Source organism: Streptomyces sp. NPDC023157 (assembly GCF_055560575.1).
This window is the reverse complement of sequence record NZ_JBVHIL010000006.1, coordinates 638496-658366: the sequence shown is the minus strand read 5'-3', so window position 1 is coordinate 658366 and position 19871 is coordinate 638496. Positions and strand designations below refer to the sequence as shown.

Below are 19871 nucleotides of genomic sequence, written 5' to 3'. Positions count from 1 at the left end.
GCAGGGGGGACCCTGTGGGAGAGTAGGACGCCGCCGAACAATCATTGTGGGAAAGCCCCGCACCTTATGGTGCGGGGCTTTTCTGCGTTTACGGGAAGAAGAGCCGGCGGGATCGCGGTGGATCGCGAGGCCGGGCTCGTGAGAGCCCGGCCGGTCCGGCTACACGGTCACAGGAACCGGCTGCCGGGTCTGCGTCGCGGCGCCGGTCAGCTCCCGCAGTTTCTCCCGGGTCTCCGGGTCGGTCGAGTAGAGCACCGTGCCGATCATGCCGCGTGTCAGCAGCACCTTGTACGTGTTGCGGATGAGCCGGTCCACGTCCGCGTCCGAAGTCGACTTCTTGAAGACCGGATCCTTGGACGCCGTACGGTCGGTGACCCAGCGGTCGCCCCGCCACACCAGGTCGGGGCCGATGATGACACCGCTCCAGTCGTACTCGAAGCCCTGCGCCGTGTACACGCAGCCGACCTGCCCGAAGCCGGCCGGATCGGTCGCCCACAGCGCGGCCGGGGGCGCACCGTCGACGGCGCGGTCACCGAACACGTTCCAGGGGCGTGACCAGTCCCCGATGACGACATCCGCGGGCAGTGCCTGCCCGGGTGCCACCTTCTTCGTCCACTTCCAGCAGTAGCCCGCGGACATCCGGGCGCTGTAGTCCTCGGCGCGTTGGGCGTCGAGGAATGCCTCCATCTCCTGGGGGGTGTCCGCGAGCGCGAGCCGCATCTTGTCGTCGGGCTCCCACCGCTCCGGACCGCCCGGCTCGAGGCCCAGCAGTCGCACCACCCATCGCAGGTAGGCGTCGCTGCCGCCGCACCGGAACTGGCTGTCCAGCGGCACCACCTCACATCGGAGGCCCTTCTTCGCGGCGGCGGCCTCGATCTCCGCGACCGTACCCATCTCGCCGGGCCGTACGACCTGGTGTTCGTCCAGCAGGAAGACCGGGACGCGTGCCGCGTCGATGAGTTCCTCGATCTGGGCCTTGCCGGTGCGGTTCGCCGCACGCGTGTAGCGATTGGCCGAGGTCTCCCTCATGCGGTGGGCCTCGTCGCAGAGCAGAACGTCGAGACCGTTCCGTTCGGCGTCCATGAAGCTGTTGAAGTACTTGAAGAGGTCCCGCACCGCGGGCTTCCGGTTGCCCGCGACCTTCCTCATCGTCGTCGTGAACGAACTGGAGCCCGTGGCGTGCAGTGCGCTGATCCCCTGGCGGTACAGCTCGCCGAGGACGGAGAGGGCGATGACGCTCTTGCCCGTGCCGGGCCCGCCGGTGACGACCACGACTTCCTTGTGGTCGGAACGCTTCGCGCGGCGGACTGCGTTGAGTACGGTGCGGTACGCGATCCGCTGCTCGTCCAGGAGGACGAACTGCTCGCGCTCGCGCACCTCCTGGGCGGCCACCTTCATGAGCTGCGTGGACGGGCCGATCTTCCCGCCGAGGAGCTCGTCGGCGGCCGAGGCGCCGCCGGCGGTCCCCAGTCTCGTACGCAGGAAGTCGATGAACTCGCCGCGTCGTGCGCCGATGAAGAGCTGCCCGTGCTGGTCCTGTTCGATCTCGAAGAGCCCGCTGACCCCGAACTCGGTGGCGTTGTGCAGATAGGCGGCGCCGCTGACACGTTCCGGATGGCCGGCCAGTGCTCCATTGAAGGAGATGAGGTACTCGCAGTAGCCGCGCACCTGCTCGACCGGGTTCAGTACGGCCCGGCTGTACGCGTCGACGCGGCACAGCGACGGATCGTCGTCGTCCGGTTCGGCGCTGCTCCACTGCTTCAGCTCCACGACGACGTACGAGGGCAGGCCCGTCTCCGGGTGCGGCCCGGCCAGCACGGCGTCGGCCCGCTTGCTGTTCAGCGGCAGTCCGTACTCGAGGAGCATCTCCACCTGCCCGAGCCCCGCGTCGTTGAGCGCGTTCGCGAGCACGGGGATGCTCCGCTCCCACGAGCGGATCTCGGAGGTGCCGGGTTTGTGGCCGTGCACGTGGACGAACTGCTCTGTCATACGGAAGAAGAGAGCACCGGAGAGGCACTCGGCGGCGACCGCGGCGGCGGAGTCGCGGAACAGCAAGGGACGCTCCCGGGCAGCACGAAGGAACTCGTGCGGGTGGGGGCATGTCCTTTACTCCGCCTGGCGGAGTCGGAAGCCCGGCGGGCCGCAGCTACGACGGGATCAAGGCTACCCGTGCCGTCTGCGGTGGGCAGGTGGCAGTTGTGCTCCTTCGGCGGTCAGCCTCGGCTGTTCGCCGTCGTAGTGCTGCAAGCCGATGGTGCCGGGGATGAGTCTGCGCAGCGCGTTGTGCGTCGTCGGGTCGACCGCGTAGACCACGGTGCCGACGACCCCGCGCGTGAGGAGCACGTGGTAGGCGTTGCGGACGCACCGGTCGACGATCGCGTCGTCGACCGAGGAGCGGAAGGCAGGGTCGCGTGAGGCGGTCCGGTTCACCAGGAACTTCCCGTCGCGGAACAGCAGATCGGGGCCGATGACGACACCGTTCCAGTCGTACTCGAAGGTCTGGGCCGTGTAGACGCAGCCGATCTGCCCGATACCGCGGCGATCCGTGGACCACAGGTCCGACCTCGGGGCGTGCGGCACGCTGTGCTGCGGCTTCACGTTCCACGGCCGGCGCCATGGCCCGATCTGGACGTCGTCGACGAGCTGCTCTCCGTCCGGGTTGCTCCACGGCCAGCAGAAGCCCGCGGTGATACGTGCCGTGGCTCCGTCGAGGGCGCGTGCCCGGATGAACTGTTCCATCTGCTCGGGGGAGTCGGCGAGCATGAGCGACATCCGTCCGTCCGGTCGCCAGGTGGCCGGATCCGAGGTGTCCAGGCCCAGCAGCCGCTGGACCCAGCGCTGGTAGCGCTTGCTGCCGCCCGCACGGAAAGTTCCCTCCAAGTCCGTCACCTCGACTTGGCAGCCGCTGTCCTCGGCAAGTTGCTTGAGGTAGTCGGCGGTGCCCACCTCGTCGGGGCGGATCGACTGATGGTCGTCGAGCAGGAAGATCGGCACCTTGGCTGCCCTGATCAGTTCGGTGGCCTGGGGCCGGTCGTCGTCGCGGAGTTCCGTCGGCATCCACTGGTGCGTCGAGCTGCGCCGCAGCCGGTGGGCCTCGTCGCAGATCAGGACGTCGACGCTGTCCGGAGGAGTGTCGGTGAAGCTGTTGAAGTACCGGTAGAGCTTCTGGGCCGCCTTGGTCTTGGCCGACACCTGCCCGTGGCGCGCGGTACTGATCAGGATCTCGCGCAAGGTCTCGGTATAGGCGTGGGAGCCGCTGGCGAGGACGGCCTCGCGGCCTTTGAGTCCCAGCGCGCGCTGCAGTTCGAGTGCCACGGCGCTCTTGCCGCTGCCGGGGCCGCCGCGAAGGATGTACACGCGCTTCGGGTCGGGACCGGGAGCCGCGATGTGGGCCGGCTCGGGGGTGTAGAACAGCCCGATGTCGAAGCCGGAGCGGGGTGCGGCCTTCTCCAGGTGGCGGGTGATCCGGTCGAAGGCCACGTACTGCTCGTCGAGGAGGGTGAGACCGCCACCGGTGACGGACCGCTGCCGCGCCACGTCGGTGACCTTGAGCAACGGGTCTCGGCGGGCCTCCTCCAGGGCGCGTGCTGCTCGCTCTCCGGATGCGGGGGTGAACTTCGAGGTGAGGAGGCGCCGGAAGCGGTCCAGGTCGTCGAGCGTGTAGAGAAAGCCGTGGTCGCTCTCGGGCAGGTCGAAGAGGGCCTCGACGTCCGAGTCCCGCGCGTTGTGGAGCAGTGCCACACCCGTCAGGCGGTCGTCGCTCTCCCTGAGGTGAGGGAGATAGCGCACCATGTACTCGCAGTAGCGCTGGATCTGGCGTACGGGGTGGAGCTTGTTCCTCCCGTCGCCGAACCCGAGATCGACGGCGATCGGGCATCGCGGGTCGACCGTGGCGTGCCGTACCTGTTTCAGCTCGACCGCGAGGTACGAGTCCGTTCCCGTGCCCGGGCGCCGGCCACACAGCACCAGGTCGACCGCGGAATTGGTGTGGGGCAGGTCGACCTCGATCTGCACCTGCACCTCGCCCAGACCTGACCGCAGCAGCGCTTCGACCACGACGGGGATGCTGTTGTTCCAGGCGGCCACGTCGCCCTGGTCGGCCGCTCGCCCCTTCACCTCGGAATGCGCCTCGACCAGCCGCTCGGTGAGCGGGAGATGCGCCGACCCGGCGCGGGCGACGACGAGCGGACCGAGCTCGGCCGCGGACAGTTGCAAGAGCACGAGGGTTCCCCAGGCACGAGAGGACTCGCGCGGGTGGGGGCATGTCCTTCGTGGCTCCACGGAGATGGAGCGGAAGCCCGTCGGGCCGCAATGACAGTCGGTAGGTTAACCCGGGTCCGTGACGAGGTGGGGCGGGCCCCGGAAGCCCGCCCGCCGCCCGGCTCAGCCGAGGCGGTGCACCACGACCTGCACCAACGCCCACATCAGGTTCGAGCCGAAGCCCGCCGTGACGCCCACCAGGACATCGCGGACCCAGTTGCGGCGCTTGGGCATGTGCTCGACGGCAGCCATACGGATACGTCCCCTTCGGTTGTGACCGGTGACGGATGCCGGATGACTCCCGCCGGGAGCGCTCCATGGGCTCGAGTCACCGAACCGAAAGACCTGCGTATGCGCGGGCCACGTCGCGTGCGTCCTCCGGGAGGACACGCGGTGCGGGACAACGTTAACTTATGCAGAGGTGTGCGGGGGCGAGGAACGACGACCGGGGGACCGTGTCAACGGTCAGGCTGTGGTGGGTGGTTGGATGGCTGCGGTGGCTGCCGTTGCCGCTGAGGTGGTGGCTTCGTGGAGGGCTGTTTGGGCTCGGGTCGGGTTCACCTCGGTGCGGGCGATGACCGTGGGGACCGCGATGCCGGGCATCAGGAGGCGCCACATGCGGGTGACGCGGTCGACCAGGTCGGCGCGGTCCTCGCTCGCGACGGCTGAATAGGTCTGCATGCCCGTACAGGACTCGACGACGAATTCGGCCAATTCCGTGGGCTCGATGCCCGACAGGAGTTCGCCCTTCTCGACCGCGACCCGGAGGCAGTCCGCCATGATGCGGCTCCAGTCCTGGTACGGGGCGATGTCGCGGAAGCCGAAGGAGCCCTGCTCGCTCGTGAGGCGGACGCCGGCCCTGAGGAGGACGTCGGTCTGGAGCTGGTGGGCCCAGACCAGGGTGATGTCCACGAGGCGCTGGAGGCCTTCGGAGGAGAGCCAGGGAACGATCGAGTCCGGCTGCGCGTTCATGACGGCGCGGGCCAGGTCTTCCTTCGACTTGAAGTGGAAGTACAGCGCCCCGGCCGTGAGGTCGGCCTCCTGCAGGATGCGGTTGATGCTCGCACCCGCGAAGCCCGACTTGTCGAAGACGACGGCCGCGGCCCGCAGGATCTCCTTGCGGGTCTGGATGGCCCTCTCCTGCTTCGGCTGCTGCGCCACGGTACCTCCTAGAACAAACAGAACATTTCTTATGTTACGCAGGGATGGATGGTGCTGCCAACCTCCTCGCGAGGGCGGGGTATGCAGAGGGGCTTATTGCTGGGCATGTCCAGAAATGGCGCAGCTGGCTGAAAATGCTTGGGTAAGCAATGAGCCTTCCTTTACTATTTCTTTGCTCAAAACAAAACGAGCATTCTTTATTTTCGTCACTGGAACAGCGTCTGTCACTCGCACCAGCTCTATTCCATGCATCTCAGGGGGAAACCAGATGTCCGTCACCATCGCCAGCGAGAGCCCAAGCGACCTGCACGATCTGCTCGCCACCTCCATACCTCGGGAGTACGTCCACAAGACCGTGCAGTCGGAAGTGCTGCTGACCGGGTGGTTCCCCGTCGGGCCCGACCGGTTCCGGGTCACCGCCCGCTGGCCCGTCGACCACGCCTTCTACGGGCCGGTCAACGGGCACCACGACCCGCTGCTCATCGCCGAATCCGTGCGCCAGACCGTGCCGTTGCTCAGCCACGTCGCCTACGACGTGCCCTTCGGGCACCGCCAGACCTGGAGCACCTTCCGGTACGAGATCGACCCCGCCGCCCTGGTCGCCACCGGCGGTCCGGCCGAGGTCGAGCTGGACATCCGCTGCTCCGACGTCGTCCGCCGGGGAGGGCGGCTCGTCTCCGTGCGCATGCACGTCGAGATGCGCGTCGACGGGGCGGAGCTGGGATGGGTCGAGACCGCGTTCTCCAACATGTCGCCGGCCGTCTACCCGAGGCTGCGCGGGCCGTACGCCGACATCGCCGAGGCTGTCCGCCGGTCCGTCCCGCTGGCCCCGCCGATGGCGCCCGGCCAGGTCGCCCGCTCCCGCTTCGCCGACGTGGTGCTCTCGCCCACCAACGCCCCGCTCCGCACCGAGCTGCGCGTGGACCACTCGCACCCGTTCCTCTTCGACCACCCCGTCGACCACGCCCCCGGCATGCTGCTCCTCGAAGCCGCCCGGCAGGCCACGCACGCCGCCGCCGGGAACCGGCCGGTGATCGCCTCCGCCATGGACGTCGTCTTCACCCAGTACGTCGAGTTCGACGCCCGGTGCTGGATCCAGGCCGACATGGCGGGCACGGACGGCGTCGCCGGGCGCGTGCGGGTCGACGCCGAGCAGAACGGCGTCTCCGCCTTCAGCGCGCTCGTCACCGCCACCCCGCTCCGGCCGTCCCGCCGGGCCGGCAAGATCCCCGGCCCGCGCAGCTGCCGGGGCCGGTGACAGGATCGATTGATCGGACGAGCGGTCGATCAGTTGGTCGGTCGCGTTCGGCTGTGTACGAGTCGGGTCAGTTCCATTCAGTGCAGTGCAGTGCAGTTCAGTTCAGTTGCGTTCAGCAGGGGGAAAGTTCGTCATGGGTCAGCCGCTCGGTCATCTGCGTCTCTGTGCCGTCAACATCGACGGGGTCATGCTGGAGGACACCTTCAGTCCGGTCATCCACCACTTCCTCGTCAGCCGGGGTGTCTCGTACACCGCCGACATCGAGCGCAGCATCTTCTCCCAGCGCCGTGCCGTCGCCGGGCGGCTGATGGCCGAGGCGATCGGCGGGTCGATGACCGGGGAGCAGGCGCTGGAGGCGTACTTCGAGGAGCGGGCGCGGTTCGTCGCCGAGCATCCGGTGCGGATGAGTGACGGGGCCGTCGAGCTGCTCGGGCGGCTGCGGGGGGCGGGGCTCGCGACGGTCTGTTACGGGGGGCTCGCCAAGGACCACTTCGACACCTTCCTCGGCGAGCACGCGGGGCTCTTCGACGAGCCGGGCTACATCTGCACCGACGGGTTCCGGCCCGGGCTGCGGGAGATCGCCACGGAGTACTTCGGGCTCGCCTTCGACCAGGTGCTCGTCATCGACGACGTGGCCCGGGTGGGGGAGGAGGCCGGGCGGCTCGGGATGCCGTTCATCGGGCACCCGAGCTCCTTCGAGCACAGCTTCCAGCGCCAGTTGATGGGTGAGGCCGGGGTGCGGCACGTGGTGGACTCGCTGCACGCGGTCGACGAGGAGCTGCTGAGGACCCTCGACGCGGAGGCGGCGGCCTCCGGGTCGGGACAGTGATGACGACGGTACGGGCGAGGGGCAGGGCGAGGGCATGAGCGGGATGAAGTTGCTGGACGGCAAGGTGGCCATGGTCACGGGCGCATCGAGCGGCATCGGGGCGGCGGCCGCCCGGCTGTTCGCCGCCGAGGGGGCCGCCGTGGTGCTGGTGGCCCGGCGCAAGGAGCGTCTGGACGCGCTGGCCGAGGAGATCCGCGCGGCCGGCGGGCGGGCCGTCGCGGTGGCCGCGGACGTGACGGACTCCGCGGCGGTCGAGCGGGCCGTCGCGACCGCCGTGGACACCTTCGGCGGACTCCACGCGGCCTTCAACAACGCGGGGTACGCCACGGCGGGGGTACCCCTGCACGAGATCGACGACGCGACGTACGAGCGGACCGTCGACGTCAACCTGCGCGGGGTGTGGAACTGCATGCGCCACCAGGTGCCGGTGATGCTCGGGGGCGGCTCCGGCGGTTCGATCGTCAACACGTCGAGCGTCGCCGGGCAGAAGGCGACCGGGGCCTCGGCGGCGTACGTCGCGGCGAAGCACGCGGTGATCGGGGTGACCAAGGCGGCGGCCCTGGACTACGCGCGGCAGGGGATCCGGGTCAACGCGCTCGTCGTGGGCAGTACCAGGACCGAGATGATGGACGACGTCCTCGAAGCGCACCCCGGGCTGGAGGAGACCTTCCTGTCCGACTCCATGCAGCACCGCATGTCCGCGCCGGACGAGGTCGCCCAGGCGGCGGCCTGGCTGTGCAGTGACCGGTCCTCGTTCGTCACCGGGACCGCCATGGCCGTCGACGGCGGGTCCACCGCCCTGTAGGCGCGCGGAGGCAGTGGAGTCCGAGGGGCGGCCGGGGTTTCCCGGCCGCCCCTCGGTGCTGCCCGGTGCCGCCCGGATGCTGCCCGCATGCTTCCCGCGCCCTGCCCCCGTGTCCGCCGGTTTTTACGTCAATGCCAACCGCAGCACACAAAAATACAGAACGCTTGCTATTTTTTGAGGGTCAGAAGGCGCGGGGGCATCGGAGGCATGGAAGGGAAGCACGTGGATGGCGATCCAGGGGAGAGCCGTGCGGACGCGCGGCGCGCTTGTCCGGGCAGCGGCTGCGGAGTTCGACGAGGCCGGCTACGAAGGCGCCAGACTGTCGCACATCAGCGAGCTGGCGGCCTGCTCGATGGGGGCCCTGACCTTTCATTTTCCCGCCAAGGCGGCCTTGGCCGACGCCGTCGAGGAAGAGGGGCTGGCCATCACGAAAGCCCTGGTGGACCGCTTGTGCGAGGGCCGGGCGCCCGGCCTTGAGGCGGTCATCGGACTGACCGTGGGGCTCGTGGGGCTGCTGGAGGAGGACCTCGTCGTCCGGTCCTCCGTACGGCTCGCGCGGGAGCGCCCCGGGGGCGTGGGGCGCTGGGTGGAGGTCTGGCTGCCGGCCGTGCGCGATCAGCTCGGCCAGGCGTACGAGGGGGGCCGCTCGGCCCATGTCGAAGAGGTCCGGCAGACCGTGGCGGACATGGTGGTGTACCTGCTGGCCGGTGCGGAATCGCAGGTCAGGGCAGGTGGGGCGGGGTCGGTCAGTGTCACGCGCACGGTCGCGGAGCGACTGGAGCGGATCTGGCGGCTGGCCCTCGCGGGGGTTCTGTTCGACGAGGCGTGACGGGTGCCCCCGGGAGGTGTCCGGGGGCTCGCTTTCTGTGAGCAGAGCCGGAAACCACTAGAAAAACAAAGCGAGCGTTCTGTATGGTTCATGGCGTCGGGGGCGATCCGGCCTCCGGGGCGTGGGCCCATCGGGCTCGCTTGGCGCATCGCAGAGAAACGGGGAAGTCCGTGAAAGTAGCGGTGGTTGGGGCCGGCGGTATCGGCGGCTACTTCGGTGGCCGTCTCGCCGCGGCCGGACATGACGTCCGGTTCGTCGCGCGAGGACGCCACCTGGAGGCCCTCCGGCGCGACGGACTCACCGTCGAGGGTCCCGAAGGCCCCGAGGGTGCCGGGGCCGAGGCGTCCGGCGGCTTCTCCGTCCCGGCCTCGGCGCTGCGCGCCACCGACGACCCCGCCGGCATCGGCCCGGTCGACTACGTGCTGCTCGGCGTGAAGACCTGGCAACTGCCGTCCGCCCTGCCCCTGTTGAAGCCGCTGGTCGAGGACGGCACGGCGGTCCTCACCACGCAGAACGGGGTCGAGGCGCCGGCCGAGGTCGCCGAGGCCGTCGGCCGGGACGCGGTGCTGCCGGGCAGCGCGAAGATCATCACGTACCTCTCCGGGCCCGGCCGGATCCGCCACGTCGGCGGCCTCGGCTCGCTGACCTTCGGCGAGTGGGACAACCGTGCGTCGGACCGGGTCGAGACCCTCCGCCGGGCGCTCGACGAGGCCGGGGTCACCGCCGTGGTGCCCCAGGACATCTGGGCCGAACTCTGGGCCAAGTTCCTCTTCGTGGCCCCGTTCGGCGGCCTCGGCTCGGTGACCGACGCGCCGATCGGCGCGCTCCGCTCCCGGCCGGGCACCCGACGGCTGCTCGCGGACGCCATGTCCGAGATCCAGCGGGTCGCGCGGGCCGCCGGCACCGTCCTGCCGGACGACATCGTCACCAGCACCCTCGACTTCGTCGACCGGCAGCCGGCCGAGGGCACCTCGTCGCTCCAGCGCGACATCGCCGCGGGCCTGCCCTCCGAACTGGAGGCGTGGACCGGCGCGGTGGTCCGCCTCGGCGGCAGCCACGGCGTCGCCACCCCGGTCAACGGCTTCCTCTACCAGGTCCTCGGCCTGCGCGAGGCGCGCGCCGCCGAACAGCGCGCCGCCGAGCGCCGTACCGAGGGGAGCGCGGCATGACGACCCGTACCGAGACCACCGAGACTACCGAGACCACGGTGGACGTCGCGATCGTCGGTGCCGGGCCCGCCGGGCTCTACGGCGCCTACTACGCCGGGTTCCGCGGCCTGTCGGTCGCCGTGATCGACGCGCTGGACGAGCCGGGCGGTCAGGTCTCGGCGATGTACCCCGAGAAGCTGCTCTACGACGTCGCCGGACACCCCGGCATCAAGGGCCGGCAGCTCATCGACAACCTCCTCGAGCAGGCCGCACCCTTCGACACCACCCACCTCCTCGGCCGCACGGCCGTCAGCCTCACCCCGAACGGGCCCGGCTGGACGCTCGGCGCCGACGACGGCACCCGGGTGCACGCGGGCGCCGTCGTGATCGCCGCCGGGCTCGGCCGCTTCGTCCCGCGCAAGCTGCCCTGCTCCATCCCGTACGAGGGCCGGGGCGTCGCCTACCACGTGCCGCGGCTCGCGGACCACGCCGGGCGGGACGTGGTGGTCGTCGGCGGCGGCGACAGTGCCGTGGACTGGGCGCTCGCCCTGGCGCCGATCGCCCGGAGCGTGACCCTGGTGCACCGCCGGGACACCTTCCGCGCCCACGACTACAGCGTCCGGCAGCTGCACGCCTCCCCGGTCCGTGTCGTCACCGACGCCCAGGTCGTCGCCTGCCACGGCACGGACCGGCTCGAACGGGTCGAGGTCCGCGCGGGCGAGGAGATCCTGGACCTGCCGGCCGACGCGCTGGTGGCGGCGCTCGGCTTCTCGTCCGGGCTCGGCCCGGTCGCCGACTGGGGCCTGGAGCTCGAACACCGGCGCATCCGCGTCGACCAGTCCATGCGGACCAACCTGCCGCAGGTGTACGCGGTCGGCGACGGCTGCACCTATCCCGGCCGGGTCCCGCTGATCTCCGTCGGCTTCGGCGAGGCCGGCACCGCGGTCAACCACGCCGCGGTGGCCCTGCGCCCGGGCCAGCGGCTCGCCCCGGAGCACTCGTCCGACACGCCCCCCGCGGGCGCGCAGGCCGCGGGGGCCCCGGAGACCCCGGCGGCCGCCGAGGCCGCGAGCACCGCCCCGGCCGCGATCACCGCACCCCCCATGAGCGCCGCCCCGGTCGCGGAGGCCGTCCCGGTCGCCGTGCCCGTCTGACCCGCCTGAGGCGCCCCCACCACTTCGACCCGCCCAGAGGGGACTTGGAAGCGATGAAGCTCAACACACTCACACTCATGCCCGACGGCGTGGAGATAGCCCTCCCGCAGGGCTCGCCGCTGACGGACATCGAGTACGAGACGTCCGAGCCGCTGATCCCGTTCGGCTGCCGTTCCGGCGCCTGCGGGGCCTGTGTCGTCGAGGTCATCGACGGCTTCGACGCCCTCGGGGAGAGCGACCCCGAGGAGACCGACTTCCTGGAGGACCTGGGCTGGGCGGACGGCAACCACCGTCTCGCCTGCCAGTGCCGCCTCCTGGATTCCGCGACCGTTCGCGTCGTGGAGAACTAGCCCGCCCGTAAACGCACCACAGGTCTTTGACGAGGAGAGTCATGAAGAACCGCGTGTCCCATGTGGGTTACGGCAACCGCAAGCCCTTCCTCAGCGCCGCCGCCGCGGTGGAGCTGCGCGCCGAGATGGACCGGCAGATCGACGCCCAGGTCGTCGAGTGGTACGCCAACGTGCCCGAGGCCGCCCACCTGGAGAGCAAGAACGTCGACTCCGAGTACTACAAGCGCAACCTCATAGAGACCGCCTGGCGCATCCGCCTGCTGCGCGTCGCCGAGTCGAAGGCGCTCACCGAGATCGCCAAGCAGAGCCCCGAGGCGGCTCAGGTCTGGGCGAACTACGAGATGGAGGAGATGCTCCACGACGAGCTCTTCATCCAGGACCTCGCCAAGGTGGGCGTCTCGCGCGAGGAGTTCCTCGCCACCGAGCCGTACCTCTCCACCAAGCTGCTCGCCGGCTACTTCTCGTACCTCCTGGACCACGAGGGTCCGCTCGGCGTGGTCGCGTACTCCTACCTGGTCGAGTACGTGAACGTGAAGCTGGAGCCGCGCAAGCTGGTCGCGCTCAAGGAGTCCATCGGCGAGAAGAACATCGGCGGCCAGATCAGCCACTCGCACACGGACATCAACGATGACCACCCGGGCGAGGTCTGGGCGGCCGTGCGCCACCTGATCCGTGACGAGCAGGACATCGCGGCCTTCAAGAAGTACCTGGAGGAGCACCAGACGATCCTGGCCCTCTACTTCAAGGAGCTCGCCGACAACACCATCGCCGCGGACGAGAAGACGGCCGTCTGATCCTGCCCGGTCCGCACGGCGCGTGACGCCGCCGCCCCACCGGCGGCGTCCGCGCCCGGCCCCTCCGTAGAGGAGCAAGGAGCATCGTGCACAAGCAGCACACGGGCGGGGGGATCCTCCTTCTCAGCCATGTCGGGTTCTCCTTCGTGGAGGACCTCGCCGAGGCCCTCGGCGCAAGGGGCCTGAAGACCTTCGTCCTCAGTTCGCGGCCCGAGCCGGCCCACCCCGGCCGCCTCGACGACCTGCGGCGGCTCGCCGACCACGTGACCGCCGCCGCCGAACACGTCCTGACCCACCAGGACGTGGAGTCGTGCCTCGAAGACCTCCGCCGGCAGGGCGAGTCCGTCCTCGCCTGCGTCACGGTCTGGGAGGGCTACCGCCATCTGATGGCCTTCGCCAACGAGACGCTCGGGGTGAGCGACCTCGGCGAGAAGCAGGTCCTCGGACTGCGCGACAAACTCACCCTGCGCAACCGGCTGTTCGACGCGGGCCTCACCCGCGTCCGGGCCGCCGAGCTCACCCCCGCCTCGCTCGCCGCCCACCAGGCGGGCGAGGGGCGCCACTTCGTCAAGCCGGTCAGCGGCATCGCCTCGTACGGGGCCTTCCCGCTCACCGCCCGTACCACCTGGGCGGACATCGAGCGGATCACCGCCGAGTCGCGCGACGACACCGTCTACGCCTCGGCGTTCGGTGACGACGGCCTGACCTTCCTCGTCGAGGACTACCTGCCCGGGCGGGAGTTCAGCTTCGAGGTGGTCGTGACCGACGGCACGGCCCACGTGGTCGCCCTGCACGAGAAGTGCGAGGTGACCGAGACGGCCGGCACCGTCCTGGAGAACGCCTGCACCAGCCCGCCGGTGAGCGTCACCTCCGCCGAGCGCGCCGAGGGCATCGCCTGGGTGCGCCGGCTGCTCGCGGAACTCGACCTGGGCTGGGGCTGCTTCCACATCGAGGCCCGGCACGACGCCGCCCGTCCCGACGGGGCGCGCTGGGACCTCATCGAGGTCAACCCGCGGGTCGGCGGCAGCCTGATCTCCCACAGCACCCGGGAGCTCACCGGCGGCGCGAGCCTCCTGGACCTGTGGATCGACTCGCTCCTGCCCGATCCCGACGGCACCTTCCGGGCGCGGCTCGCCGCGCTCTCCTACACCGCCGACGGCGAGACGCCGACGGAGAACGCCACCTTCTTCCGGGTCTTCTTCGCGGAGAAGGGGCGTATCGCCTCGGTCCGGGTCAGCGAGGAGCTGCCGCTCGCCCCCGTGGTCACGCACCTCCTGCTCAAGGCCGGCGACACGGTCGACGCCACCGCCCGCGAGGTCTTCCTCGGGCAGCTGCTGTGGCGGTACCCGCGCGGCGAGGCCGGCCGGCGCTTCCCCGAACTGACGCGCGCGTCCGCGCACGCCATCGACATCCAGTACGAGAGCCAGGAAAGAGGGGGTCCGCGGTGAGCCGAACGACCGGCCGGTTCCTGATCATCGACTACAACCTGTCCCGCGTGGACGACGTGCGCCACATGAGCGCGTACGCCCGCGAGCGGCACGGCACCGAGGTCACCCTGATCCGGGCCGACCCGAGCGCCGTCGACGCCGAGATCTGCGACGAGGTCATCGACCTCGACCCGCTGAGCCCCGACTTCGTCGAGGCGGCGGAGCGGATCCTCGGGCCCCGGCGCGCGGAGTTCCGGGCCGGCGTCGTCTTCTCCGACAACGCGGTCCAGAGCGGAGCGGTGCTCCTGGAGCGCCTCGGCCTGCGGATCGACTCGGCGGAGCTCGCCGGCGGCGCGTTCTGCAAGCACGAGTACCGGCTGAGCGAGGCGGCCCACCACAAGCTGCTCGCCGCCCAGCGGCTGCTCGTGCCCGACTTCGTCACGGTCGACTCGAGGGAGGGCCTCGCGGACTTCGCCCGCAGCCACCCCGACGGCTTCGTGGTGAAGCCGACCAAGGAGGGCAACAACCGGGGCGTGGTCGTGGTCCGGCCCGGCGACTCCCTGGACGCCGCGTTCGCCGAGGTGGGCCCGTACCTGGAGGGCGGGGTCATCTGTGAGGAGCTGCTGCCCTACCGGCGGGAGTACTCCTTCGACGGACTCGGCCAGGTCTCCTTCGTCACCGAGAAGGTCAGCGCGACCGGACGGTACCCCGTCGAGGTCGCGCAGATCCTGCCCGCCCGGCTGAACCACGCCGAGCGGTCCGCCGTCGAGCGGGCCGGCCGGCAGGTCAACTGGCTGGTCGGGCAGGTCGACGGGCCCTTCCACAACGAGATCCGGCTCAGCGACGACGCCAGCGGCACGGCGGTCGTCGAGCCCAACCGGCGCCCGGCCGGCATGAAGATCTGGTCGCTCGCGCGCTGGGTCTACGGCATCGACTTCTACCACCGCTGGGTCGACGCGGCCTTCGGGCTCACGGCGGGCTCCGCCCTGCCCGAGCCGCTGTGCTCGGCCGCCACGGTGATGCTGGGCGTGCGGACCGACCGGTCCTTCGCCCCGGCGGACGTCGCCCCCGGCGCGAGCCCCTTCGAGGACGCGGTCGCGGCGACCGCGGCCGCCCACGGACTGCTCCCGCACGAGCTCGCCGTGAAGGAGTTCGGCTGGCTGTCCACGGACCGGCGCGACCTGCACGCCACCGCCCGGGACAACGCGGACTTCGCCGCCCAGGGCTGCGTGGTCCTCACCGCCCCCGGCGTCGACATGAGCGAGGTCGTGAGCACCCTGCGCGCCACCTGGTCCGACGTGCTCGACGCGAGCACCGGCCGGGGCCCCCGGGCCGAGGCGCTCCGGGCGGCGCCGCCCGCCGCCCCCGCGGCCCCCCTCGACCCGACCACCATGATGGAGGCAGCCCGATGAGGATCCTGGTCCTGCACCGCGTGCCGTACCCGAAGATCGCCTACCACCGGGGCATCGACCACGACCTGCACGACGTCACCTACTTCGGGCGCCGCGCGGCGCTCGACACCCTGCCGGACGACCTGCGCTGCGAGCGGGTCGAGCGGCCCGGCACGGGCGCGCCGTACGACGAGGCGCGGGCGTGGCTCGACGCGGAGCCGCGCGCCTTCGACCGGGTGATCTCGATGTCGGAGTACGAGCTGCTCGACGCCGCCCGGCTGCGCGCCGACCTCGGCGTCGAGGGCGCTTCGGTCGAGCAGGTCGAACTCGCCCGCGACAAGGTCCTGATGAAGCGGGCGGTCGACGCGGCCGGGCTGCGGGTGCCGCGCTTCCTGCCGGTCGAGGAGTTCCTCGCCGCCGGCGGGGCGTCGCCCTGGACGGGGAAGACGGTCCTCAAGCCGCATCGCGGTGCCTCCAGTGTCGACGTGGTCGTCTTCGACAGCGCGGCCGAGGCCCACGCGGCTCTCGCCGGGCGGCGCAGCGGCGTCCCGTCGATCGACGAGGACGGCCGCGGCCTGCCGGAGCACGAGGTCGAGGAGTTCGTCGAGGGCCCGATCCTGCACTTCGACGGCCTGGTCGAGCGCGGCACCGTGCTGACGGTGGGCGCCAGCGAGTACGTGGGCACCTGCCTCCAGTACGCGCAGGGCACCCCCATGGGCTCCTTCCAGTTCGCGCTCACGGACGCGCTGCGCGACTGGGTCTCCGCCGCGCTCGCCGCCGTACGCATCGAGGACGGCAGCTTCCACCTGGAGGCCATCCTCGACGGGACCGACCCGGTCTTCCTGGAGGTCGGCAACCGGGTCGGCGGCGCCGACGTGGTCGACACCTTCGAGCTGGCGACCGGCGTCCACCTGCCCTCCTTCGAACTGCGCGTCCTGATCGGCGAGTCCGTCGCGGGCACGCTGCCCGAGGCGCCCGCCGAGCGCTCCTGGTACGGCTGGTTCGTGCACCCCGGGCACCACCTCGGCGCGGGCGTCTTCGAGCGCTTCGACGGGGCCGAGGCCTTCCGGAACGCCGAGGAGACCGTCACCTGGCACGAGCTGCCGGCCGGCGCCGCGCTGCCCGACCACATCACGTACGGCGCGCACGAGACCGCGCTCGCCGGGATCGTCGGCACGAACTCGCCGGAGGAGACGCGGAGTTGGCTGACGCGCCTGTTCGCGTCGCTGACCCTGCGGAGCTCTGCGGCCCCGCGCGTGCCCGACCCGGTCGCGTAGAGCCCCACCGGAACGCGCGACCACACCCGAGACCGAGAGAGAAGAAGGAAATGGCCGAACTCAGGTTCCACTGGGGCTCTTCGCTGGACAGTGGCCAGAAGAAGTCGACGCAGAAGTACCGGTCCGACCTGCTCGACCTGGACGGCGCGATCGAGTTCGCGCAGGACGCGGACGCGCTGGGCGTCGAGTCGCTGCTCATGGCGCAGAGCTACACCCTGCCGGACCCGCTGCCGATCATCGGCGCGCTGGCCCGGGAGACCGAGCGGGTCAAGTACATCCTGGCGTACCGGCCCGGCCTGCTCTCGCCGACGCTCTTCGCCCAGATCGTCAACACCGTGTCGTGGATCTCCGACAGCCGGATCGCGCTCAACATCGTCGCCGGCACCTCCCCGGTCGAGCAGGGCTACTACGGCGACTTCCTCGCCCACGACGAGCGCTACGCCCGGGAGGGCGAGTTCCTCGACATCCTGCACCGGCTGTGGGGCGACGGGAAGCCGGTCACCTTCACCGGCGACCACTACCAGGTCGTCGACGCCCAGCTCGGCCTCGGCCACAAGGGCGGCGGCCGCCCCGAGATCTACATCAGCGGCAACTCGGCCGTCGCCCAGCAGACCGCGATCCGCTACGGCGACTGCTGGTTCCGCTACGGGGACACCCCCGAGGAGATCGCCAAGGCGGCCGCCCCGCTGGTCGCCGCGGGCACCGACGTGGGCCTGCGCCTCCAGGTGCTCGCCCGCGAGACCCGTGAGGAGGCCCTCACCGAACTCGCCGAGATCATGAGCGAGACCGACGAGAACCACCGCGCGTACGTGAAGGCCTTCGTCGAGGCCGGCGACTCCGAGGCGGTCAAGAACTCGATGCGCCTCGCCGAGGAGGCCGGCCACGGCTGGATGTCCCCGGTCCTCTACTCCGGCGCCGTCGCCTACCGGGGCGGCCCGGCGCTGTGCCTGGTCGGCAGCTACGAGGAGGTCGCCGCCTACCTGATGGAGTACAAGGCGGCGGGCGTCGGCCAGTTCATCTTCTCCGGCTGGCCGGCCCGCGACGAGATGCGCATCTTCTTCCGGAACGTGCTGCCCGTCGTCCGCGCCTACGAGAAGGAGCACGACGGCTCCCTTGCGGGCGCCCGATGACCGGCGAAAAGACGCGCCGGGGCCTGTTCGGCTCCGGCGTCCTGATCGGCCTCATGGCCGAGCAGGTGGTGATGTTCAGCGTCCCGCTGCTCATCTTCCAGCACACCCGCCAGGTCTCCTCGCTCGGCGTCGCCTACGCCGTCGAGTGGCTGCCGTGCCTCCTCGCGTACCCCTTCGCGGGGCTCGTCGCGGACCGGGACGGCGGCCCCCGGCTCTTCTCGCGGGCCAACACCGCCCGCGCGGTGGTCGTCGCCTGCGCCGTGCTGCTGATCGCGCTGCGGCCGGAGTGGACGGTGCCGACCCTGATGGCCACCGGCGCCCTGCTCTCCACCCTGGTCGCGCCGATCCGCATGTCCATCGAGAAGGTCGTCCCGCAGCTCGCGCAGGGCTCCGACCTGGCCAGGACCCAGTCCCTGGTGCAGAACATGGAGCTCCTGGCCATGGCCCTCGGGCCCGGCCTCGCGATGGTGGCCGTGATGTTCCTCGGCAAGATCTGGCTGCTCGGCCTGGCGGGCGCGCTGTTCGCGACCGCCGCGAGCTGCTGGCTGGTGCTGCCGCGCACGGCCGCCGCGGCTCCGGCCCAGGCCCGTGGCGCCGGGGCGATCGTGGCCGAACTGGGCCTCGGCTGGCGGCTCCTGACCGGCAACCGGCCGGTCATGCTGCTGGCCGGCCTGAACTTCGCGATCAACCTGGTCTTCTCGACCGTCCTCGCCGCCAACGCGGCCGTCGTCACCGGCGTCCTGAAGGCCCCCGAGTCGCAGTACGCGATGCTCAACATGTTCGTCGGCATCATCGGCCTGCTCAACCTGCTGCTGACCCCGCTGCTGCTCAAGAAGTTCGACGTGAACTTCCTCGGCTCGCTCGGCTACACCGTCCTGACCGGCTGCCTGCTGCTGCTCGGCACGGCCTCGTCGTTCTGGCTGTACGCGGCGGCCTTCGTGGTCGCGATGTCCGGGGTCGCGTACTTCAACATCTTCAACCGCACCCAGCGGGTGAAGGCCATCCCCCGCGAGCACCTCGGCAAGGTGATGGGCCCCTTCTTCCTGGTCGGCCTGCTCTCCTACCCGATGGGCGGCCTGCTCATCGGCACCGTCGGCGCGAGCGTCGGCCCGCAGCGGCTCGTCGCCGGCCTGGCCGTCCTGCTCGGTCTGTACGGAGCGGTCTTCATGCCGCTCACCATCCGCAGCTTCCGCGCGAAGGAGGTGTCCCGTGTCGGCACTGGAACTGAGCCCGCCCTGTCCGGTGGACAGTGACACGTTCCGCGAGGCGATGGCGCACCTCGCCGCCCCGCTGACCGTCGTCACCACCCGCGACGCCACCGGCCGCCGGTGGGGCTTCACCGCCAGCGCGGTGACCTCGGTCTCGATGGACCCGCCGCTCGTCCTGGTCGGCCTTGGTAACGACTCCAGCTGCCGGGAGGCGCTGAGCTCCTCGCCCGAGTTCGTCGTCAACGTGCTGGGCGAGCACCACACCGAGATCGCCGGCCGCTTCGCCCGCCGCGGCGTGGACCGCTTCGCCGAGGGCGGCTTCACCACCTGGCCGGACAGCGCGCTGCCGTACCTCACCGACGCCACCGCCGTGTTCCGCTGCACGGCCGTCGACCGGATACCGATGGGCGACCACCAGCTCCTCATAGGCGAGCTCACCGGTCTGCGCACCCACGGGGAGGCCAAGCCGCTCCTGTGGTACCGGCGGGGCTTCCGCGCCGCAGGCCCGACCCCCGCAGGAGGAGGCACCGCCCGATGACGACGAGCACCGCGATGACGATCCCCGGGGTGGTGGACGGCACCGTCACACCCACCGTGGACGCCGAGGGCAACATCTCCCTCCACATCGAGGTCCGCAACGGGCCCGGCCGCTCCGAGGGCGGCGACTACATCGAGGTCGTCCTCACCGGCGGCGACGCCCGGGCGCTCCTGGCGGCCTCCTCGGGGGCCTCGGGGGCCGCCGCCTCCGCGGCGGCGGCGCCGTCCGCGCCGTCCGTGCGGTCCCGGGCCTTCCCCTGCTCGGTGGGCGTCCGCCTCCAGTCCGGCCCCTCCCTCTCTTCCTCCCTCTAGG

General features: G+C 70.9%; 19 protein-coding genes. 15 read left to right on the top strand and 4 right to left on the bottom strand.

What is annotated here, in order from left to right; all coding sequences use genetic code 11:
* Positions 1-159: 159 nt before the first annotated feature.
* The 4 genes from ACZ3ZE_RS24715 to ACZ3ZE_RS24700 all read right to left on the bottom strand — a co-directional run bounded on the left by ACZ3ZE_RS24715 (position 160) and on the right by ACZ3ZE_RS24700 (position 5421).
* On the bottom strand, positions 160-2055 hold the full coding sequence (locus ACZ3ZE_RS24715) for a DNA/RNA helicase domain-containing protein (RefSeq protein WP_467260706.1): 1896 nt from the start codon (positions 2053-2055) through the stop codon (positions 160-162).
* Between the two features lie 108 nt (positions 2056-2163).
* A complete protein-coding gene (locus ACZ3ZE_RS24710; protein ID WP_467260704.1) occupies positions 2164-4221 on the bottom strand; it encodes a DNA/RNA helicase domain-containing protein in 2058 nt (685 codons plus the stop codon).
* Between the two features lie 162 nt (positions 4222-4383).
* On the bottom strand, positions 4384-4512 hold the full coding sequence (locus ACZ3ZE_RS24705; RefSeq protein ID WP_467260702.1) for a DUF6408 family protein: 129 nt from the start codon (positions 4510-4512) through the stop codon (positions 4384-4386).
* Between the two features lie 213 nt (positions 4513-4725).
* Complete coding sequence (locus ACZ3ZE_RS24700; RefSeq protein WP_361166414.1) at positions 4726-5421, bottom strand: ScbR family autoregulator-binding transcription factor; 696 nt, start codon at positions 5419-5421, stop codon at positions 4726-4728.
* A gap of 268 nt (positions 5422-5689) precedes the next feature.
* Here ACZ3ZE_RS24700 and ACZ3ZE_RS24695 point away from each other — a divergent pair, with 268 nt between their 5' ends.
* The 15 genes from ACZ3ZE_RS24695 (at position 5690) to ACZ3ZE_RS24625 (ending at position 19870) form a co-directional block, all read left to right on the top strand.
* A complete protein-coding gene (locus ACZ3ZE_RS24695) occupies positions 5690-6679 on the top strand; it encodes a ScbA/BarX family gamma-butyrolactone biosynthesis protein (RefSeq protein ID WP_467260698.1) in 990 nt (329 codons plus the stop codon).
* Between the two features lie 133 nt (positions 6680-6812).
* Complete coding sequence (locus tag ACZ3ZE_RS24690) at positions 6813-7508, top strand: HAD family hydrolase (RefSeq protein ID WP_363291801.1); 696 nt, start codon at positions 6813-6815, stop codon at positions 7506-7508.
* 34 nt (positions 7509-7542) lie between these two features.
* Entirely contained in the window at positions 7543-8313 is a 771-nt protein-coding gene (locus ACZ3ZE_RS24685; protein ID WP_467260695.1) for an SDR family NAD(P)-dependent oxidoreductase, read from the top strand.
* A gap of 226 nt (positions 8314-8539) precedes the next feature.
* Entirely contained in the window at positions 8540-9142 is a 603-nt protein-coding gene (locus tag ACZ3ZE_RS24680) for a TetR/AcrR family transcriptional regulator (protein WP_361166426.1), read from the top strand.
* A 170-nt stretch (positions 9143-9312) separates the two neighbouring features.
* Positions 9313-10311: a 2-dehydropantoate 2-reductase gene (locus tag ACZ3ZE_RS24675; protein ID WP_467260692.1), complete on the top strand. Its 999-nt coding sequence runs from the start codon at positions 9313-9315 to the stop codon at positions 10309-10311.
* Positions 10308-11444: an NAD(P)/FAD-dependent oxidoreductase gene (locus ACZ3ZE_RS24670; RefSeq protein ID WP_467260689.1), complete on the top strand. Its 1137-nt coding sequence runs from the start codon at positions 10308-10310 to the stop codon at positions 11442-11444. The genes ACZ3ZE_RS24675 and ACZ3ZE_RS24670 overlap by 4 nt, the downstream gene beginning before the upstream one ends.
* 77 nt (positions 11445-11521) lie before the next feature.
* Positions 11522-11794 (top strand): 2Fe-2S iron-sulfur cluster-binding protein, encoded by a 273-nt coding sequence (locus tag ACZ3ZE_RS24665; protein ID WP_361166435.1) that lies wholly within the window; start codon positions 11522-11524, stop codon positions 11792-11794.
* Positions 11795-11835: 41 nt separating this feature from the next.
* Positions 11836-12588 (top strand): hypothetical protein, encoded by a 753-nt coding sequence (locus tag ACZ3ZE_RS24660; protein ID WP_361166438.1) that lies wholly within the window; start codon positions 11836-11838, stop codon positions 12586-12588.
* A gap of 86 nt (positions 12589-12674) precedes the next feature.
* On the top strand, positions 12675-14036 hold the full coding sequence (locus ACZ3ZE_RS24655) for an ATP-grasp domain-containing protein (RefSeq protein WP_467260686.1): 1362 nt from the start codon (positions 12675-12677) through the stop codon (positions 14034-14036).
* Positions 14033-15427 (top strand): ATP-grasp domain-containing protein, encoded by a 1395-nt coding sequence (locus ACZ3ZE_RS24650; protein WP_361166444.1) that lies wholly within the window; start codon positions 14033-14035, stop codon positions 15425-15427. The genes ACZ3ZE_RS24655 and ACZ3ZE_RS24650 overlap by 4 nt, the downstream gene beginning before the upstream one ends.
* Positions 15424-16683 (top strand): ATP-grasp domain-containing protein, encoded by a 1260-nt coding sequence (locus ACZ3ZE_RS24645; RefSeq protein ID WP_361166447.1) that lies wholly within the window; start codon positions 15424-15426, stop codon positions 16681-16683. Before ACZ3ZE_RS24650 ends, ACZ3ZE_RS24645 begins: the two co-directional genes overlap by 4 nt.
* Before the next feature lie 50 nt (positions 16684-16733).
* On the top strand, positions 16734-17813 hold the full coding sequence (locus ACZ3ZE_RS24640) for an LLM class flavin-dependent oxidoreductase (RefSeq protein WP_361166449.1): 1080 nt from the start codon (positions 16734-16736) through the stop codon (positions 17811-17813).
* Positions 17810-19066 (top strand): MFS transporter, encoded by a 1257-nt coding sequence (locus ACZ3ZE_RS24635; protein ID WP_361166452.1) that lies wholly within the window; start codon positions 17810-17812, stop codon positions 19064-19066. The genes ACZ3ZE_RS24640 and ACZ3ZE_RS24635 overlap by 4 nt, the downstream gene beginning before the upstream one ends.
* On the top strand, positions 19023-19559 hold the full coding sequence (locus ACZ3ZE_RS24630; protein ID WP_361166455.1) for a flavin reductase family protein: 537 nt from the start codon (positions 19023-19025) through the stop codon (positions 19557-19559). Before ACZ3ZE_RS24635 ends, ACZ3ZE_RS24630 begins: the two co-directional genes overlap by 44 nt.
* Positions 19556-19870: a hypothetical protein gene (locus ACZ3ZE_RS24625; RefSeq protein ID WP_361166458.1), complete on the top strand. Its 315-nt coding sequence runs from the start codon at positions 19556-19558 to the stop codon at positions 19868-19870. Before ACZ3ZE_RS24630 ends, ACZ3ZE_RS24625 begins: the two co-directional genes overlap by 4 nt.
* The last annotated feature ends 1 nt before the right edge of the window (position 19871 follow it).

Coding starts and splice junctions, on each gene's coding strand:
- ACZ3ZE_RS24705 (WP_467260702.1), bottom strand. CDS start 4,512: ATGGCTGCCGTCGAGCACATGCCCAAGCGCCGCAACTGGGTCCGCGAT.
- ACZ3ZE_RS24695 (WP_467260698.1), top strand. CDS start 5,690: ATGTCCGTCACCATCGCCAGCGAGAGCCCAAGCGACCTGCACGATCTG.
- ACZ3ZE_RS24690 (WP_363291801.1), top strand. CDS start 6,813: ATGGGTCAGCCGCTCGGTCATCTGCGTCTCTGTGCCGTCAACATCGAC.
- ACZ3ZE_RS24685 (WP_467260695.1), top strand. CDS start 7,543: ATGAGCGGGATGAAGTTGCTGGACGGCAAGGTGGCCATGGTCACGGGC.
- ACZ3ZE_RS24680 (WP_361166426.1), top strand. CDS start 8,540: ATGGCGATCCAGGGGAGAGCCGTGCGGACGCGCGGCGCGCTTGTCCGG.
- ACZ3ZE_RS24670 (WP_467260689.1), top strand. CDS start 10,308: ATGACGACCCGTACCGAGACCACCGAGACTACCGAGACCACGGTGGAC.
- ACZ3ZE_RS24665 (WP_361166435.1), top strand. CDS start 11,522: ATGCCCGACGGCGTGGAGATAGCCCTCCCGCAGGGCTCGCCGCTGACG.
- ACZ3ZE_RS24660 (WP_361166438.1), top strand. CDS start 11,836: ATGAAGAACCGCGTGTCCCATGTGGGTTACGGCAACCGCAAGCCCTTC.
- ACZ3ZE_RS24645 (WP_361166447.1), top strand. CDS start 15,424: ATGAGGATCCTGGTCCTGCACCGCGTGCCGTACCCGAAGATCGCCTAC.
- ACZ3ZE_RS24640 (WP_361166449.1), top strand. CDS start 16,734: ATGGCCGAACTCAGGTTCCACTGGGGCTCTTCGCTGGACAGTGGCCAG.
- ACZ3ZE_RS24635 (WP_361166452.1), top strand. CDS start 17,810: ATGACCGGCGAAAAGACGCGCCGGGGCCTGTTCGGCTCCGGCGTCCTG.
- ACZ3ZE_RS24625 (WP_361166458.1), top strand. CDS start 19,556: ATGACGACGAGCACCGCGATGACGATCCCCGGGGTGGTGGACGGCACC.